15 protein-coding genes are annotated in these 18,029 nt (G+C 66.6%); 2 read left to right on the forward strand and 13 right to left on the reverse strand.

Annotation, left to right across the window (positions count from 1 at the left end; genetic code table 11):
- Positions 1 to 21: 21 nt before the first annotated feature.
- Positions 22 to 870, forward strand: coding sequence for a 3-mercaptopyruvate sulfurtransferase (sseA, locus tag MKI84_RS09765; protein WP_241619014.1), 849 nt, complete (start codon positions 22 to 24; stop codon positions 868 to 870).
- Between the two features lie 144 nt (positions 871 to 1,014).
- Here sseA and MKI84_RS09770 read toward each other — a convergent pair whose 3' ends face one another.
- The 4 genes from MKI84_RS09770 to MKI84_RS09785 form a co-directional block, all read right to left on the reverse strand.
- On the reverse strand, positions 1,015 to 1,752 hold the full coding sequence (locus tag MKI84_RS09770; RefSeq protein WP_241619219.1) for an amino acid ABC transporter ATP-binding protein: 738 nt from the start codon (positions 1,750 to 1,752) through the stop codon (positions 1,015 to 1,017).
- 75 nt (positions 1,753 to 1,827) lie between these two features.
- Positions 1,828 to 3,204: an amino acid ABC transporter permease gene (locus tag MKI84_RS09775; protein ID WP_241619018.1), complete on the reverse strand. Its 1,377-nt coding sequence runs from the start codon at positions 3,202 to 3,204 to the stop codon at positions 1,828 to 1,830.
- A gap of 10 nt (positions 3,205 to 3,214) precedes the next feature.
- Positions 3,215 to 4,405 (reverse strand): amino acid ABC transporter permease, encoded by a 1,191-nt coding sequence (locus MKI84_RS09780; protein WP_241619021.1) that lies wholly within the window; start codon positions 4,403 to 4,405, stop codon positions 3,215 to 3,217.
- 135 nt (positions 4,406 to 4,540) lie between these two features.
- Positions 4,541 to 5,557, reverse strand: coding sequence for an amino acid ABC transporter substrate-binding protein (locus tag MKI84_RS09785; protein WP_241619022.1), 1,017 nt, complete (start codon positions 5,555 to 5,557; stop codon positions 4,541 to 4,543).
- Positions 5,558 to 5,836: 279 nt separating this feature from the next.
- Between MKI84_RS09785 and metC the strand changes: the two genes are divergently transcribed.
- Entirely contained in the window at positions 5,837 to 7,036 is a 1,200-nt protein-coding gene (gene metC, locus MKI84_RS09790; RefSeq protein WP_241619024.1) for a cystathionine beta-lyase, read from the forward strand.
- Here the strand turns inward: metC and MKI84_RS09795 are convergent.
- The 9 genes from MKI84_RS09795 to urtD form a co-directional block, all read right to left on the reverse strand.
- Positions 7,033 to 8,811, reverse strand: a complete 1,779-nt coding sequence (locus MKI84_RS09795) for an ArnT family glycosyltransferase (RefSeq protein ID WP_241619026.1) — start codon at positions 8,809 to 8,811, stop codon at positions 7,033 to 7,035. The two genes, metC and MKI84_RS09795, sit on opposite strands and share 4 nt — an antisense overlap.
- Before the next feature lie 90 nt (positions 8,812 to 8,901).
- A complete protein-coding gene (locus tag MKI84_RS09800) occupies positions 8,902 to 11,181 on the reverse strand; it encodes a putative bifunctional diguanylate cyclase/phosphodiesterase (protein WP_241619028.1) in 2,280 nt (759 codons plus the stop codon).
- 305 nt (positions 11,182 to 11,486) lie between these two features.
- Positions 11,487 to 12,233 (reverse strand): urease accessory protein UreF, encoded by a 747-nt coding sequence (locus MKI84_RS09805; RefSeq protein ID WP_241619030.1) that lies wholly within the window; start codon positions 12,231 to 12,233, stop codon positions 11,487 to 11,489.
- Positions 12,196 to 13,074, reverse strand: a complete 879-nt coding sequence (locus MKI84_RS09810; protein WP_342593622.1) for an urease accessory protein UreE — start codon at positions 13,072 to 13,074, stop codon at positions 12,196 to 12,198. Before MKI84_RS09810 ends, MKI84_RS09805 begins: the two co-directional genes overlap by 38 nt.
- 40 nt (positions 13,075 to 13,114) lie before the next feature.
- The gene (gene ureC / locus MKI84_RS09815) at positions 13,115 to 14,827 is read right to left on the reverse strand and encodes an urease subunit alpha (RefSeq protein ID WP_241619032.1); all 1,713 of its coding nucleotides are present in this window, start codon (positions 14,825 to 14,827) and stop codon (positions 13,115 to 13,117) included.
- A gap of 58 nt (positions 14,828 to 14,885) precedes the next feature.
- Positions 14,886 to 15,509, reverse strand: a complete 624-nt coding sequence (locus MKI84_RS09820) for an urease subunit gamma (protein WP_241619034.1) — start codon at positions 15,507 to 15,509, stop codon at positions 14,886 to 14,888.
- A 151-nt stretch (positions 15,510 to 15,660) separates the two neighbouring features.
- The gene (locus MKI84_RS09825) at positions 15,661 to 16,545 is read right to left on the reverse strand and encodes an urease accessory protein UreD (RefSeq protein ID WP_241619037.1); all 885 of its coding nucleotides are present in this window, start codon (positions 16,543 to 16,545) and stop codon (positions 15,661 to 15,663) included.
- The gene (gene urtE / locus MKI84_RS09830; protein WP_241619039.1) at positions 16,520 to 17,215 is read right to left on the reverse strand and encodes an urea ABC transporter ATP-binding subunit UrtE; all 696 of its coding nucleotides are present in this window, start codon (positions 17,213 to 17,215) and stop codon (positions 16,520 to 16,522) included. The genes MKI84_RS09825 and urtE overlap by 26 nt, the downstream gene beginning before the upstream one ends.
- Before the next feature lie 5 nt (positions 17,216 to 17,220).
- Positions 17,221 to 18,024 (reverse strand): urea ABC transporter ATP-binding protein UrtD, encoded by an 804-nt coding sequence (gene urtD / locus MKI84_RS09835; protein WP_241619042.1) that lies wholly within the window; start codon positions 18,022 to 18,024, stop codon positions 17,221 to 17,223.
- Positions 18,025 to 18,029 lie beyond the last annotated feature (5 nt).

Consider the following 18,029-nt stretch of genomic DNA (forward strand, 5'->3'; position numbering starts at 1 on the left):
CCTGTACCGGGAGTTTGAGCGATGGCCTACGATCCCCACTTCGTCAGTACCGAATGGCTCGCCGACCATCTCGGCGCACCGAACCTCGTCATCGTCGACGGCTCCTGGCACATGCCGGCGACGGGACGCAGCGGGCGCGCCGAATATCTTGAGCGGCACATTCCCGGTGCGGTGTTCTTCGACCTCGACGCCATCTCCGACACATCGAGCCCCCTGCCGCATATGCTGCCGTCGGAGACGCTGTTCCGGGCGGCGATGGAAGCGCTGGGCATCGGCCGGACCATGAAGATCGTGGTTTACGATACCGCAGGCCTGTTCTCGGCGCCGCGCGTCTGGTGGACGCTCAAGGTGTTCGGCGCCGTGGACGTGCAGATACTCGATGGCGGCTTTCCGAAGTGGCTGGAAGAGGGGCGCCCGCTCGAAGCGGGAGAGCCGAAAATCTATCCGGCGAGCTTCCCCGCCAAGCTCGACCGCGAGCGCGTGGCGAGCCTCGCCGATGTGGCCAGCGCGATCGCCAGCGGCTCGGCGCAGATTCTCGATGCCCGCGCCGCCGAACGCTTCCGCGGCGAGGTGCCAGAGCCGCGGGTCGGGCTGCGCTCCGGCCATATTCCGGGTGCCCGCAACCTGCCGGTTTCGGAAGTGGTGAAGGAGGGCCGCCTCGCCGATGCCGACACGCTGCGCGCAGCCATAGCCGCCTCGGGCATAGACCCCGCGAAGCCGGTGATCACGAGTTGCGGCTCGGGCGTCACCGCCGCGATCCTGTGGCTCGCGCTCGATACGCTCGGTACCCCGCCAAAGGCGCTCTATGACGGATCGTGGACCGAATGGGGCGGCTCCGACCGGCCGATCGCCACCGGCCCGGCGGACTGACGCCGCCTCCGGCAACCGGAAAGTCAAAGGGCCGGCCCGCACGCGCGGACCGGCCCTTTTCGTTGAGACCTGGCGACCACCGGAAGGCAGTCGGCACCCCGCCACAAGCCATGAGGTCAAGGCGCGCTACCGGCGCGCCGCGCCTCAGTGCAGGATCTGGCTGAGGAACAGCTTGGTGCGCTCGTGCTGCGGGTTGGAGAAGAACGCGTTCGGCTCGTTCATCTCGATGATCTGGCCGGCATCCATGAAGATGACGCGGTTGGCAACCTGACGCGCGAAGCCCATTTCATGGGTCACGCACAGCATGGTCATGCCTTCCTCGGCAAGGCTGACCATGGTCTCCAGCACTTCCTTGACCATTTCCGGGTCGAGCGCGGAGGTCGGCTCGTCGAACAGCATGATCTTCGGCTTCATGCACAGCGCGCGGGCGATGGCGACGCGCTGCTGCTGGCCGCCCGAGAGCTGGCCGGGATACTTGGCCGCCTGCTCGGGGATCTTCACCTTTTTGAGGAAGTGCATCGCCAGTTCTTCGGCGTCCTTCTTGGGCATCTTGCGGACCCAGATTGGCGCCAGCGTCAGGTTTTCGAGAATGGTGAGGTGCGGGAACAGGTTGAAGTGCTGGAAGCACATGCCGACCTCGCGGCGGATCTCGTCGATGCGCTTGAGGTCATTGGTCAGTTCGATGCCGTCGACCACGATCGAGCCCTGCTGGTGTTCCTCCAGCCGGTTGATGCAGCGGATCATGGTCGACTTGCCCGAGCCCGAAGGCCCGCAGATCACGATGCGCTCGCCGCGATGGACGCGCAGGTTGATGTCCTTCAGCACATGGAATTCGCCGTACCATTTATGCACGCCCACCAGTTCCACCGCGGTTTCGCGCATGGGCGGCGTGTGAACGGCCGGGAGTTCGTCGCCGGAGACGATCGAATGAGGTTCGGACATGGGACTCTCCGTCGTTCAGTGTCTGTGGGATGTGTTCAGGCGCCGCTCCACGAAGAGGGAGTAGCGGGACATGCCGAAGCAAAAGAGGAAATAGATGATGCCGGCGAAGGCGAAGCCGGTGTAGAGCGTCACCGGCGTCGCCCAGTTGGGGTCGGTGAACGCGGCGCGAAGCTGGCCGAGAAAATCGAAGATCGAGACGATCAGCACCAGCGTCGTGTCCTTGAACAGGCTGATGAAGCTGTTCACGATTCCCGGAATGACCAGGGTGAGCGCCTGCGGCAGGATGATGAGGCGCATCATCTGCCACCAGCCCAGCCCCATCGACATGGCGCCTTCGTACTGGCCCTTCGGGATCGCCTGCAGGCCGCCGCGGATGACCTCCGCCATATAGGCGGCCGAGAACAGCGCCACGCCGACCAGCGCGCGCAGCAGGCCATCCGGGTTCACGCCCGAGGGCAGGAACAGCGGCAGCATATAGGTGGCGAAGAACAGCACGGTGATCAGCGGCACGCCGCGCCAGAACTCGATGAAGATCACCGAGAGCAGCCGCACGATCGGCATGTGCGAGCGCCGGCCGAGCGCCAGAAGAATGCCGAGCGGCATCGAGGTGACGATGCCGGTCACCGCGATCACCAGCGTTACCAGCAGGCCGCCCCAGGAGCGGGTCTCCACCTTCTGCAGGCCGAAATCGAAATCCCACATCAGGATGATGATGCCGAGCCCGACGAAGAACATGCCGACGCCGCGCGCCGCGCTCATCGCATTGCCGCCGAGCAAAGCGAGGATGCCGCCGGCAATGGCGCAGAACACCAGCGCCGTCAGCACATAATCCAGCCAGAATCCGGGGTTGAGCCCCATGACCGTGTCGGTGCCCGACATGAACGGGATAACCCCGGCATGGCCGAGCATGAAGTTCGAGAGGTCGATATTGCCGCCGGTGAGCAGCACGAAGGCCACCACCGGATAGACCGCGAAGAAGAGGAAGGAGTTCAACCGCTTCATCGGCCAGTCGAGCACCATGAGCGGCACCAACAGCACCGCGCCGAGGGCGAACACGATGTCGACCCGCCAGCGCTGGTCCGCCGGATAGAAACCGTAGATCAGCTGGGAGAACTTCGCCTTGATGAAGGGCCAGCAGGCGCCGACCTCGGGCCCGAGGCAGGCCTCGCGGTTCTGCCCCTCCCATACCGCGTCAATGAACAGGAAGCGCACCACGGGCGGGACCACCAGCACGAGCAGCGCTATGCCGAACAGGGTGAGCAGGGTGTTGAGAACGCCGGAGAACAGGTTCTCCCGCATCCACGCGACCGCACCGATATTGCGTTTCGGCGGCGGCAGCGGCGTCACCAGTTCGCTGCGGATGAATGTCCCGTCGTCGAAGGTCAGACTCATCGCGCGCTCCTCACCGTTCGATCAGCGCGACGCGCCGGTTATAGGTGTTCATGATGATGGAGGTGATGATCGAAATGACCAGGTAGACGCCCATGGTGATCGCGATGATCTCGATCGCCTGCCCGGTCTGGTTCAGCGTGGTGCCGGCAAACACGGCCACGAGGTCGGGGTAGCCGATCGCGACCGCGAGCGACGAGTTCTTGGTTAGGTTGAGATACTGGCTGGTGAGCGGGGGAATGATGACCCGCATGGCCTGCGGAATGACCACCAGCCGCAATGTCTGGCTGGAGCGCAGCCCGAGCGAATGAGCCGCCTCGGTCTGCCCATGGCTCACGGCCATGATGCCGGCGCGCACATTCTCGGCGATGAACGCCGCGGTATAGGTGGCGAGCGCCACGGTCAGCGCGATGAACTCGGGAATCACCCGCACACCGCCCGCGAAGTTGAAGCCCTTGAGCTCCGGCGCCTCGAACGAGACGGGAAACCCGGTCAGCGCCATCGCGATCAGCGGCAGCCCGACGATCAGGCCGAGATTGATCCGGAAGGTGGGAAGCGGACGGCCGGTCTCCTCCAGCCGGTTCTTCGACCAGGAGGCGACGAACACCGCGATCACGATGGCGAGCCCGAACGCCCACACCACATAACCGGTGCCCTCGGCGAAGACCGGGCGCGGCACGATGAAGCCACGATTGGACAGGAAGACCTCGCCGAACAGCGAGATGCTCTGGCGGGGCCCCGGCAGCGCGCTGAGCACGGCGAGATACCAGAACAGGATCTGGAACAGCGGCGGCAGGTTGCGCAGCAATTCGACATAGACGCTGGACAGCAGCCGGACGACGAAGTTCTTCGACAGGCGGCCGATGCCGACCAGAAGACCGATAATGGTGGCGATGAAGATGCCGACCACCGCGACCAGCAGCGTGTTGAGCACGCCGACCAGGAAGGCCCGGCCATAGGTGGAGGACTCGCTATAGGGGATCAGCGTCTGGCTGATACCGAATCCGGCGGTGTTCTCCATGAACCCGAAGCCTGTGGCGATGTTCTGCGCCTTCAGGTTTTCCTGGGCATTCTGGAGGAAGTCCCAGCCGAGCAGCACGATGATGATCAGCGCCGCGAGCTGGAACAGGATGCTTCGGATTTTCGGGTCGTTGATGAAAGATGTCCGCGACCGGGTCGCAGTCGCTTGCGCAAGGTCAGCCATGGTCCCCCTCGCCTCGATTCGAGGCTTATTCACACATGTGCGACGGGGAACGGTCCGGTCTGACGCCGGCTAATGCCCGCTCCGCGTCCCGATGGAAGTCGCGCCCGCGCCAGGAGGCGGGGCGCGACGACCGGATCAGCGGATCGGCGGGGCGTACTGGAGGCCGCCCTTCGTCCACAGCGCGTTGGTGCCGCGCGCGAGCTTCAGGGGGGTGTCGGGCCCGACGTTACGGTCGTACATCTCGCCGTAATTGCCGACCTGCTTGAGGATCTGGAACGCCCAGTCATTGCCGATGCCGAGGCCCTCGCCGAACTTGCCCTCGGTTCCGACGATGCGCTTCACTTCCGGATTCTCGGACTTGAGCATCTCGTCGGCATTCTTGGAGGTGATGCCGAGCTCTTCGCCGTTGACCTGGGCGAACAGGGTCCACTTCACGATGTCGAACCACTGGTCATCGCCGTGGCGCACGACCGGGCCGAGCGGCTCCTTGGAGATGATCTCGGACAGGACGATATGATCGTCCGGGTTCGTCAGTTTGAGGCGTTCAGCCGCGAGGCCCGAACGGTCGGTGGTGTAGACGTCGCAGCGGCCGGAATCATAGGCCTTGATGGTCTCGTCAGCGGTCGCGAACGCGATGACTTCGTATTCCATCTTGTTGGCGCGGAAGAAGTCCGCGACGTTCTGCTCGGTCGTGGTGCCGGTCTGGGTGCAGACCGACGCGCCGGAGAGCTCAAGCGCCGAATTGACGTTCTTGTCCTTGCGGATCAGGAAGCCCTGGCCGTCATAATAGGTGACGCCCGTGAAGTTCAGGCCGAGCGAGGTGTCGCGCGAAATCGTCCAGGTGGTGTTGCGCGACAGGATGTCGATGTCGCCGGACTGCAGCGCGGTGAAGCGGTCCTTGGCGGAAAGCGGGGTGAACTTCACCTTGCTGGCATCGCCGAGCACGGCAGCGGCCACGGCGCGGCAGAAATCCACATCGAGGCCGGTCCACTCACCCTTGTCATTGGGGTTGGAGAAGCCGGGCAGGCCCTGGCTGACGCCGCACTGGATGAAGCCCTTGGACTTTACCTGGTCGAGCGTTGCCGCCTGAGCGCCGACCGCGCAGAGCCCGAAAGCTCCGGCGAAGGCGAAAGTGGAAATGAGGCGTTTCATGTTAGCTGCCTTCGTTCATTCGGTTTTGATTTATCGCCCCGTTCACGCTGCGCGAACGGCACGGGTGGAGAAGCAAGGCAATAAGCGTGCCGCATGCACGCCCCTTCGCGCGACAAGGCATGCTTCCTTCGTCTGACGCACAGCCTGCGGCATGTGTGGCCCGCCTCGCCAGACCTAACGTCATCAGAGCGCCCTATTCATGTACGGTCAAGCGCTTGACGGCCCGCCCGCCGGGGCGGCCAATGGCAACCACACTGGGCGACTCGACGCGGTACGATGATGGCAGGACAACCTAAAGACGCCGAAAACCACGCTTTTGCCGTGGAGACACGGATCGTCAATGGCGGGCGCGACCCGCAGCGCTTTGACGGCTTCGTGAACACCCCGATCGTGCGCGGCTCCACAGTTCTTTCGCCCACGGTCGCCGATCTCGAGGCACATACCGGGCGCTACACTTATGGCCGGCGGGGCAATCCGTCGGTGGAAGCGCTGGAACAGGCGCTCACCGACCTCGAAGGCAGCGCCGGCGTGGTGCTGACACCCTCCGGCCTGTCGGCGATCAGCGTCGCCCTGCTGGCGGTGCTGGAGGCCGGCGATCATCTTTTGATGGTGGACACCGCGTACCAGCCCACGCGCCGCGTGTGCGACGCCGTGCTCCGGCGCTACGGGATCGAGACGACCTATTACGATCCGCTGGCCGGAGCGGGCATCGAGGCGCTGATCCGGCCCAACACCCGCGCCATCTTCATGGAATCGCCGGGCTCGCAATCCTTTGAAATGCAGGACATTCCGGCCATCGTCGAGGTCGCCCGCCGGCATTCCATCACCACGCTGATGGACAACACCTGGGCGACGCCACTGTTCTTCCGCCCGCACGATCTTGGGGTCGATGTCGCGATCCAGGCCGGCACCAAATATCTCGGCGGCCATTCCGACCTCAATATCGGCACGATCTCGGCCACCGATCCCTGCTTCCGCAAGATCAAGCTCACCCATGGCGATCTCGGCATCACAGTGGCGCCGGAAGATGCATTTCTGGCGACGCGCGGGCTGCGCACCATGGCGGTGCGTCTCGTCCATCATCAGGCATCGGCGCTGAGGGTGGCGCAGTGGCTCGCCGCGCGCCCCGAAGTGCTGCGCGTCCTTCATCCCGCGCTGCCGGACCATCCCGGCCACGCGATCTGGCGCCGCGACTTCAAGGGCGCGTCGGGCCTGTTCAGCATCATCCTCAAGCCGGTGCCGAAGGCGGCTGTGGACGCCTTCCTCGACAGCCTGCGGCTGTTCGGGCTCGGCTATAGCTGGGGCGGGTTCGAGAGCCTTGCCATTCCCTTCGACTGCTCGACCTACCGCACCGCCACGCGCTGGCAGCCCGGTGGCCCGGCGGTTCGGCTGCATATCGGGCTGGAGAATGTCGACGACCTGATCGAGGACCTCGCACAGGGGCTGGAGCGACTGGGGCGCGTGGGTTCGGGCCGCTAATTCGCCCGACGATATAGCGAGATGCGCACCCGGCGGCCTTCATTGTAGTCATAGCCGGGAATGTCGGCGCCGCGATCGACACGCAGGCCCAGCGCTTCGGCGCGGCGCACGAAACGCATCTCCTGCCGCCGCTCCACGAACACCGCGCGGCAGCCGCCCTCCTGCAGGAAATCGGCCGCGGCCGCCCCGTCCAGGAAACGCACCGGCACCGCACCCGGCGCCAGCAGCATCAGGCTCGGCTCGTTGAAGCCGGCGCTGCCGATCGCGATCGGCTGGCCAGCGCGCGCGCAGGCTTCCGCGCTGGCGGCTTCGGCGAGCCGCGGCGAGACCCAGATGCTCTGAAGGTTTGGCACGATGAGTTGCATCACCCCGAAGCCGGACACCAGCATGCCGGCCACCGCGAGCAGGGTCGCCTTCTCCACGCCGTAATCGCGCACCGACCCGGCGGCGATCACCAGTGCGAAGAAGCCGAGCAGCAGCAGCGGCCAGGACAGCACGCTGGTGGTGCGGTCGAAGATCGCCAGTCCGAGCAGCGCCAGCACCGCTATCAGTGCGCCGATCACCGGCCACAGCCACAGCAGTCGCACCAGCCGCGTATTGGCAAGCGCCAGCGCCCCGCGCTCGACCGCCAGCGCGATCAGGATCGCGATGGCCGGAAAGGTCGGCAGCACGAAACCGGGGATCTTGGTCGGGTAAAACTCCAACACCAGCCAGACCGGCAGCACCCAGGCCAGCAGGCAGCGCACCGAGCGCAGCCGTCGTGCCTTCCACAGGATCGGCAGAGTGAGGGCCGCCAGCGGCGCCGCCGGCCAGAACAGGCCCCAGAACATCAGGAGATAGGCGCCGGGCAGCGCGGTGAAGCCGGGAAAGAACGGCGCCACCCGTCCGATCAGCAGCCTCTCCGCGGTTTCAGCGGCGCTCTCCGTGCCGGTCCAGTGGCGCAGGACGAACCAGTTCGCCACCAGCAGCAGGCAGACCGCGAGGCCATGGAACGGCGCCAGCGGACGCAGCAGCCGGACCGAGCGGTCCGCCGCCGCCAGCGCCACCAGCGGCACGGCGACATAGAGCGGTGCCAGCACCCCCTTGGCCATCAACGCCGCGCACAGGCCGCCCCAGAAGATGGCGGCGAGCTTCACGTCGATCGCGGCCGGCAGCGGCGGGCGTCCGACATTTTCCCCGCCGCGGCCGACATAGACGCGGGCGAAGGCTCCCATCATCGCCGCCACCGCCGCCACCAGCACCGCATCCGGCACGGCGAGCCGCGCGGCGATGCCGATCGCGGCGCTGGAAGCGAGCAGGGTCGCCGCCAGCAGCGCGGCACGGCGGCGCACAAAGGCAAGTGCTGCCCAGAATGTAAGCAGCACGGCACCGATTCCCGCGGCCAGCGAGGGAAGCCGGTACAAGGCGATGGTGTGAACCGCGCCCTCGCCTGCCACCACCTCGCCGAGCGCGACCACGCCGGCCTGCAGCCAGTAGAAGCCGAACGGCCGGGTATGACGCGCCTCCACCCCGATGCGCGTATCGGTGAGGCTGCCGCCCTCGACCATCTGCCGCGAAATCTGTGCCGTGCGCGCCTCGTCACGGTCGACGACGGGAATCGCGAACAGGCCGGGCAGGAAGGCGATGAGCGAGAGGCCGACAAGGAACAGGCAGGCCCGCAGATTGCTCCGGGAGCAGGCATCGAACAGCGCCAGAATGCGTTCCGCCGCCCGCAGCCGGCCGGGCGCGGCCAGCGGCGAGCCGGGCTTCTTGTGGGTTCCTGTTCGCGAGATCATTGCGGCCGCCCTTTCGAAAGCGGGCGGAACATACCAGATGCGCCGCGCGCGGAAAGCGCGACACGCGCTAATGGAAGCAGCAGGGCTGCGCTATTCGGCCACCTGCTGGACCGCCGCGCCACCCGTGGCCCGCTCGGCCCTCCAATTACGGATGAAACCGGGCACGCGCACCGCCGGCATGGCCTGAGAGTACAGATAGCCCTGGCCATGGTCGCAGCCATTCGTACGCAGAAAGGCCGCCTGCGCCTCGTTCTCGACCCCCTCCGCCACGGTCTGAATACCGAGGCTCTGCCCGAGATTGATCACCGCGCGCACGATCGCGGCGTCGTCAATGTCGTGCTCGATGTCGTGAACGAAGGAGCGGTCGATCTTGATGCGATCGACAGGGAATTGCTTGAGATGGGTCAGCGAGGCGTAGCCGGTGCCGAAATCGTCGAGATCGATCCGGACCCCGGCAGCGTTCAACGCACGCAGACTCTGGCGCACCACCTCGTTGCCGCGGCCGAGAAACACTGTCTCGGTGACCTCGACGGTAAGTCGCTCGGGAGGCAGTCCGGCAGCGTCCAGCGCGGAGAGCACGCGCTCGGGCAACTCGCCGCGCGCGAATTCGGCCGAGCTGACATTGATGGCGACATGGCCGAAATCGCATCCCGCCGCCTGCCATGTGGTCATGTCGCGCATCACGGTGTCCAGCAGGCGCTCGCCTATCACCAGCGCGAGATACGGATCGTCAAAGGCCTGACCGAAGTCCTTCGGCCCGAGCAGTCCCTTGCGGGGATGGCGCCAGCGCAGCAGCGCTTCGAACCCGACGATGGCGCCGGTGGAGAACGACACCTTCGGCTGGTAGTAGGGCACGAACTCGCCCTTCTTCAGGGCCAGCCGCACGCGCTCGGCAAGCTGGATCCGGTTCTCGGTCGCCTGCTGCATGCGCGTGTTGTACTCTACGGCGATACCGCGCCCCGACGATTTCGCGCGATACAGCGCAATGTCGGCGTTCTTGAGCAGCGTGGACGGATCGGCGCCGTGATCCGGCGAGACCGCAACCCCGATGCTGCTGCGGCAGGACAGTGACGTCCGGCGGTAGACAAACGTCTTGTTGAGCACCGCCAGCACGCGCTGGGCGACCAGCAGGCCGTCCACCGGGCTCTCTATATGTGACAGCAGCACGATGAATTCGTCGCCGCCCAGCCGGGCAACGGTGTCGACCTCGCTGACGCTGCGGCTCAACCGACCGGCGGCCTCGATGAGCAGCGCATCGCCGGCATCGTGGCCGAGCGTGTCGTTGACGTCCTTGAACTGATCGAGGTCGATCAGCAGCACGCCGACATGCTTGCCGCTGCGCTTGGCACGGCGCAGGGCGGCCTCCAGCTTCTCACGCATCAATCCCCGATTGGGCAGGCCGGTCAGAGCGTCATGATTGGCCATGCGCCACATGCGCTGCTCGGATTCCTTCTGTTCCGTGACATCCTGAAGGATGCCGAAGGCGCGGACCACCTTGTCGTCCTCGACCTCCACCTCGCAGGTCTTGCGCACGATGCGGTGCCCGCCCTGCGCGTCGACGAAGGGAAGCTCCACCTCGAAGGGCTCGCGGGTCCGGATCGCCTGTTCCAGCTTGCGTTGGAACTGGTGCCGCGCCTCGATGGGAAAATGCGAGAACGCCACCTCGGTCGAAGGCTCGCGACCCGGTGTCAGTCCGTAGATGCGGAACAGCCCGTCCGACCAGGTCAGCCGGTTGGTCGCGATGTCGAACTCCCAACCGCCGACGCGCGCCAGCCTTTCGGTCTGCGCGAGCAGGGTCTGGCGCCGCCACAATTCCCGGCTCTGCATTTCCAGAAGGCCCTGGCTGGTGCGCCGGTGCTCCAGCTCCCGTTTGGTGCGCCGCGTCGCCTCATGAAAGCGGAACTGGTCGGTAACGAGCTGGGCCAGGCGGCCGACCACTTCGATCTCGGCCTCGGTGATCTCGCGCGGTTCCCGGTCGAAGATGCAGAGCGAGCCGATATGGAGCCCGGAGCGCAGCGCGATGGGCACGCCGACATAGAACCGGATATGCGGCTCGCCGGTCACATAGATGTTGTCGCGAAAGCGCGGATCCTTCGTCGCGTCCGGCACCACGAGAATGTCCGGCGACATGATGGTCCAGGCGCTGAATGAATGCTCGCGCGAGGTCCCCTCGACCTCCCAGCCGGATCTGGCCTTGAACACCTGCCGCTCGCGATCGACGAGGCCGATGCAGGCATAGGGAACATTCAGCACGATGCGGCCGAGCAGGCACACGCCCTCCAGCGCTGCCGACTGACCGGAGCCCAGAATCTCGAGGGCATGCAGTTCAGCCAGACGCTCGGCTTCATTCTCCGGTATCGGATATGCCATGGGGACCTGCTGAAACCGCTAAACGGGCACGCTAGCGCAAAGGGTGCATGTGATGGTGTCGCAAAACTACTAGTATTGCCACATTTCAGCGACGCTATCGTCAAAATAGGTGGGATTCGGCGCCACATGCGGGGCGCTTCGGCCCGCCGCCACCATCGGGGCGAGACTGCCGGCCTCGACAATGACGCAAGGCGCCCCGACGACACCCTCCCGCGCCCGCGTCGGAGCTCCGGCATCCCAGCCTCCAGCGAAGCGCGCACGCGCGGCGGAACTGCATGCGCTCTGCGCACCGCCGTTGCTTCAGATCAGCTCAGGAACAGACGCGTGTACTGGGTTTCGTGCCGCATCGAGGCGATGTCGGAGCGCAGCGCCGCGCCGCCCAGCCGTGCCAGCGGCACGTCCATCGCCGCAAGCGCGACATCGCTCAGGCTACGCGCGGCGCTGGCGAGCACATGGTTGCCGTCGGCCTGGCCGAGCGGCACCAGCCGCACCGCCGCCGAGACGAGATTGGCACACACGGCGGTGAGAAAGCCGGTAAGCGTCGAACCGAGCGGCAGGCCGTGAGCCGCCGCGGCCGCGCCGACCGCGACCGGATAGGCATAGCGCCCGCCCCAGGCGGCGCAGGCGCGTTCCAGCGCGGGGGCCGGCCAGGCGGCGCGGGTGGCGGCGAGGAAGGCGTCGCCCTGGTTCAACGTCTCCATCTGGCGCTCCCGCGAGGGCGCGAAAGCGGCACCCAGTTCGGCGACCTCAATGAAATCCGCGTCCCGGCCGGACTCCACCGCGCGCCAGGCATGAGCGAGCAGCACCGCATCGGCGAACGGCCCGCCATGGCGCAGCAGGTCCTCGATCCAGCCACGGAGAGAGGCGGCGTCCTTGATGTCGCCGGTCTCGACCGCCCACTCCAGCCCGTGGGAATAGGCGAAGGAGCCGACCGGATAGGCCGGCGACAGCCAGACAAGCAGCGGCACGAGGTCTACAGCGCCGGGGAACGCGTCCCGGCCCGTAGCGCCTGCCTCACTTATGGTCGTGATGGTGGTGATGGCCGTGCCCATGCGGGTGGTCGTGGGAAGGGTCGTGAGGCGCATGATCGTGGTGCGCATGATCATGATGGGCATGATCGTGGCCGCAGCCGCAGCCCTCGCCATGGGCATGCTCATGCTTGGGTTCGCCGACATGCAGCACATCGCGCACCGGCGCGGCCGCGTGGTCGTCGCTCACATGGTGATGACGGTGCTGGCTGTGATGATCATGCCCGCAGCCACAGTTCTCGTCATGCTCATGATGGTCATGCGCGTGATGCGCATGCCCATGATGGCCGTGATCATGGTGTGCGTGATCAGGATGCGCGTGATCATGGTGTGCATGTTCATGGCCGTGATCGTGATGGTCGTGACCGCAGCCACAATCCTCGCCATGCTCGTGGTGTTCATGCCCGTGCGCCTGATGCCCGTGCGCCTCGGCGGCCTCGTAGGCGCCGCCTTCCGGCTCGAAGGAGGCGTCGACCACGTTGACCTGCGCACCCAGCCCGCGCGCCATTTCTTCCAGCACGGGATCGCGGGCGATGCGGATGCGGTCGGCCAGAAGTTCGGCCGGCACATGGCGATTACCCAGATGCCAGGCGAGGCGCGCGAGATGATAGGGATCGCGCGCCACGATCTCGGCGACCGGCTCCTCGGCGGCCACCACCGCCACGGTGCGCCCGTCGTCCAGCAGCAGGCCGTCGCCGTCCTTGAGCCGGGTGGCCTCGGCGAAATCGAGCAGGAACACCACGTCGCCCTCCCCGCGCATCGCAATGCGGCGACGATGGCGGCCGTCATGGGGCAGCACCACCTTGTCGGCGGCGGCGCTCGTGTCCCAGGTGCCGGCGGGCAGCAGCGTGCGGGCGTGGATCATGGCGGTCTCCTTCGAGCGAAGCTCTGTCTGGAACCGACAATTAGAACAGGAAGTAGCGCTGCGCCATGGGCAGTTCGCTCGCCGGCGCGCAGGTCAGCAATTCGCCATCCGCACGCACTTCATAGGTTTCGGGGTCGATTTCGATGTTCGGCGTCGCGCCATTGTGAATCATCGAGGCCTTGCCGATGCCGCCCCGGACATTGTCGACCGCGATGAAGCGCTTCTCCAGCCCGAGCCGCGCGCCAACGCCCCGCTCCACCGCCGCCTTGGAGGTGAAGGTCAGGCAGGTCGCGGTGCGGGCCTTGCCGAAGGCGCCGAACATCTCGCGGTAATGCACCGGCTGCGGGGTCGGGATCGACGCATTGGGGTCGCCCATCTGCGCGGCCACGATCACCCCGCCCTTCACCACCATGTCCGGCTTGGTGCCGAAGAAGGCCGGCGACCAGATGACGAGATCGGCCAGCTTGCCCGGCTCCACCGAGCCGATGTGCCGCGCGACGCCATGCGCGATCGCCGGATTGATGGTGTATTTCGCGACATAGCGCTTGGCGCGGACATTGTCGTTGCGCTCGCTGTCGCCCGGAAGCGGGCCGCGCTGCAGCTTCATCTTGTGCGCGGTCTGCCAGGTGCGGGTGACCACCTCGCCGAGCCGGCCCATGGCCTGGCTGTCGGAGCTCATCATCGAGAGCGCGCCGAGATCGTGCAGGATGTCCTCGGCGGCGATGGTTTCCTTGCGGATACGGCTCTCGGCGAAGGCGAGATCCTCGGCGATCGAGGGGTGGAGGTGGTGGCACACCATGAGCATGTCGAGATGCTCGTCGAGCGTGTTCACCGTAAACGGCCGGGTCGGGTTTGTGGAGGACGGCAGCACGTTGGGCAGGCCGGCCACCTTCATGATGTCCGGCGCATGGCCGCCGCCTGCGCCCTCGGTATGGAAGGCGTGGATGGTGCGCCCCTTGAACGCCTCGATCGTGTCTTCGACAAAGCCGCTCTCGTTCAGCGTGTCGGTGTGGATCATCACCTGGATGTCGTACTCGTCGGCCACCGAGAGACAGCAGTCGATCGCCGCCGGGGTGGTGCCCCAATCCTCATGAAGCTTCAGCGCGCAGGCGCCGGCCTCGATCTGCTCGACCAGCGCGCCGGGCAGCGAGGCATTGCCCTTGCCGGCCAGCGCCAGATTCATCGGAAAGCTGTCGAAGGCGCGTAGCATCATCTCGATGTGCCACGGGCCGGGCGTGCAGGTGGTGGCGTTGGTACCCGCCGCCGGCCCGGTGCCGCCGCCGAGCATGGTGGTGACCCCACTCATCAGCGCGTGCTCGATCTGCTGCGGGCAGATGAAATGGATGTGGCTGTCGAAACCGCCGGCGGTGACGATCTTGCCCTCGCCCGCGATCACCTCGGTGCCGGGACCGATCACGATATCGACGCCGGGCTGAATGTCCGGGTTGCCGGCCTTGCCTATGGCGTGGATGCGCCCGTCGCGCAGGCCGATATCGGCCTTCACCACGCCCCAGTGGTCGAGGATCACGGCATTGGTGATGACCGTATCGACGGTGCCTTGCGCGCGGGTCATCTGCGCCTGGCCCATGCCGTCGCGGATGGTCTTGCCACCGCCGAACTTCACCTCTTCGCCATAGGTGGTGAAGTCCTTCTCCACCTCGATGATCAGCGAGGTGTCGGCGAGGCGAATGCGGTCACCCGTGGTCGGCCCGAACATCTCGGAATAGACGGCGCGGGAAATCTTGATGGCCATGGACGCGTATCCGGTCAATCGGGAAGCGGGAGGGCGGAGACGAAACCAGCCGGCGGGGTCACAGGCGCCCCATGACCGCCTGTCGGAAGCCGTAGACCTCCTTCTTGCCGGCAAGGTCCACCAGCATGACCTCGCGCGACTGGCCCGGCTCGAAGCGGACGGCAGTACCGGAGGGAATGGCGAGGCGCATGCCGCGCGCCTTCTCGCGGTCGAAAGCGAGGGCGGGGTTGGTCTCGAAGAAATGATAATGGCTGCCGACCTGGATCGGGCGGTCGCCCGTGTTCGACACGGTGAGCGACAGGAACTCGCGCCCCGCGAGCAGCTCGATCTCGCCGTCCTCGAACAGGATCTCGCCCGGCGCGCCCTCATGTCCCAGCCCGCCGCGGATCGGCTCATGGACCGTGACCAGCTTGGTGCCGTCCGGGAAGGTCGCTTCCACCTGCACGTCGTGGATCATCTCGGCGACGCCGGGCATCACCTGATCGGCCGTGAGCACGGTGGCCCCCAGCGTCATCAGTTCGGCGACGCTCTTGCCGTCGCGCGCGCCTTCCACCACGACATCGGTGATCAGCGCCACGGCCTCGGGATGGTTCAGCTTCACGCCGCGCTCCAAGCGGCGGCGGGCCACCTGGGCAGCCATGGCGACCAGAAGCTTGTCCTTCTCACGCGGGCTCAGATTCATCGGCGTTTCTCCGGCTCACTTCAGGCAATCGGCGGCTAGGTAAGCATGGTTGTCGCGATCACACCACGCACCCGCCCCTCAAATTCAGCGGCTTTCACCATCACGCCACATCGCGTGGCGAATTCCGGCGCGCGGGCGGCGCGCTCTTGCATCAGGAATGCCAAATCCGCGGGGGATCCGCCACACCCAGATCGCGGATGATGCGGCGTATCGCGCGATCGAGCCCCGCCCCGTCACGCGCCAGCAGGCGCACGGCCAGAATGCCGTTCCACGCGCTGGCGCCGGCCTCCAGCCCGTCGGGCAGGCCGTCTGTCGCCTCTTCCCCGATGCCGAGCGCGGCGCGCACCGGCTGCAGCCGGCTCTCGGCGTCGGGGGCGATCAGGAGAATGGTGGCGAGCGCCGCCCAGTGCCGCATCACCGCGCCACGTCCCAGCACGGCGGCAAGGTCGCCGGACAGGTCAAGCCCGTCGGCATAGATCAGTCGCCCGTCACGGCGCACGCGCCAGCTGTCGAACAGGGCGCCTTGGCGGAGCGTCTCGCCGGAGGCGGTGCGCCCGAGTACCAGCGGCTCGACCAGCAGCAGCCGGCCGCTGCCGGCGACCTCCGCCGTGATGGAGCGCTCGACGCGGGCGCGGTCGAACAGGATGGTGGCCTGCGGCATCCAGTCGAGGCGCGCGCCAGCGCGGACCTCCAGCTCCACGGCGAGCTGCGTGAGCGCGCCGTCCGAACGGTAGATCTTCTCGGCTGCCTGTGTGGTGAGCACGAGATGGGCGCCGTCGCAGGCGCGGGCCCGGACATGAGAACTATCGCCACCGGCGAAGCCGCCGCCGGTGTTCAGCAGAACGCCTTCCAGCGCCGCGCCGCGCCGGCCGGAGAGCGGGAAGCGCACGCGGCTCGGCCCCGCCTCCTCCACCGCGCCGCGCACGGTGCGCCCGCCGGCGGCAAGCGCCTCCACGAACAGCCGCCCTTTCGCGCGCAGCTCGACGGGAATGGTCGAGCGGGGCGAAGCGTCAGACGGCAATTCGGTTGCGTACATCCGGGTCCTCAAGGGCGGCGCCATCGCCCGACATCACCACCGCGCCGCGCTCCATCACGATGAAATGGTCCGCGAGCTCCTTGGCGAAGTCGAAATACTGCTCGACCAGCACGATGGCCATATCGCCCTTGCTCCGCAAGTAGCGGATGGCGTTGCCGATGTCCTTGATGATCGAGGGCTGGATGCCCTCGGTCGGCTCGTCGAGCACCAGCACCTTCGGGCGCATGGTGAGCGCGCGGCCGATGGCGAGCTGCTGCTGCTGGCCGCCGGACAGGTCGCCGCCGCGCCGGCGCATCATCGAATCCAGCACCGGAAACAGCGAGAACACGTCATCGGGAATCGAACGGTCGGCGCGCTTGAGCGGTGCAAAGCCGGTTTCGAGATTTTCCGCCACGGTGAGCAGCGGGAAGATCTCGCGCCCCTGCGGCACGAAGGCGATACCGCGCCGCGCCCGGTCGGCCGGCGCGAGCCGCGTGATGTCCTCGCCGTTGAAGCGGATGGCGCCGCTGGCGATCGGCTGCTGGCCGACAATGGCGCGCATCAGGCTGGTCTTGCCGACGCCGTTGCGCCCCAGCACGCAGGTGACCTTGCCCGGCTCGGCGGTAACCGAGACCCCGCGCAAGGCCTGCGCCGCGCCGTAGAAGAGGTTGACGTCCTGAACTTCCAGCATGCCGCTCAACGCCCCAGATAGACTTCGATGACGCGCTCATTGGCGCTCACCTGATCGAGCGTGCCTTCCGCCAGCACGGAACCTTCGTGAAGGCACATCACCCGCACGCCAAGGTCGCGCACGAAGGTCATGTCGTGCTCGACCACCACCACGGAATGGCCATTGGCGTTGATCTCGCGCAGCAGCTCGGCGGTCTGCGCGGTCTCGGCGTCGGTCATGCCCGCGACCGGCTCGTCGACCAGCAGGAGCTTGGGGTCCTGCGCCAGCAGCATGCCGATTTCCAGCCACTGCTTCTGCCCGTGCGAGAGCGCCCCGCCGAGGCGGCCACGATGCTCGGTGAGCTTGATGGTCTCGAAGATTTCGTCGATGCGGTCGCGCTGCTCGGCGGTCTCCTTGCGGAAGATGTTCGGCAGGGCGGAGCGCTGCCCCTTGAGCGCGAGGCGCAGATTGTCGAGCACGGTGTGGCTCTCGAACACGGTCGGCTTCTGGAACTTGCGGCCGATGCCGAGCGTGCAGATCTGCGTCTCGTCGAGCTTGGTGAGATCGACCGTGCCGCCGGCGAAGAACACGTCGCCCCTGTCGGGCCGGGTCTTGCCGGTGATGCAGTCCATCATCGTGGTCTTGCCGGCACCGTTCGGGCCGATGATGGCGCGCATCTCGCCCGGATCGACCGTGAAAGACAGCGCGTTAAGCGCGCGAAAGCCGTCAAAGGTGACAGTCACGCCGTCGAGATAGAGCAGCGCCTCGGTCAGGTCCTTCTTGGCGATGGCGTCGACCGGTGCGGGTTCCAGCGTTTCGGTAGTGCTCATGGTCG

It is taken from the genome of Ancylobacter gelatini (genome assembly GCF_022601675.1).
GTDB lineage: Bacteria > Pseudomonadota > Alphaproteobacteria > Rhizobiales > Xanthobacteraceae > Ancylobacter > Ancylobacter gelatini.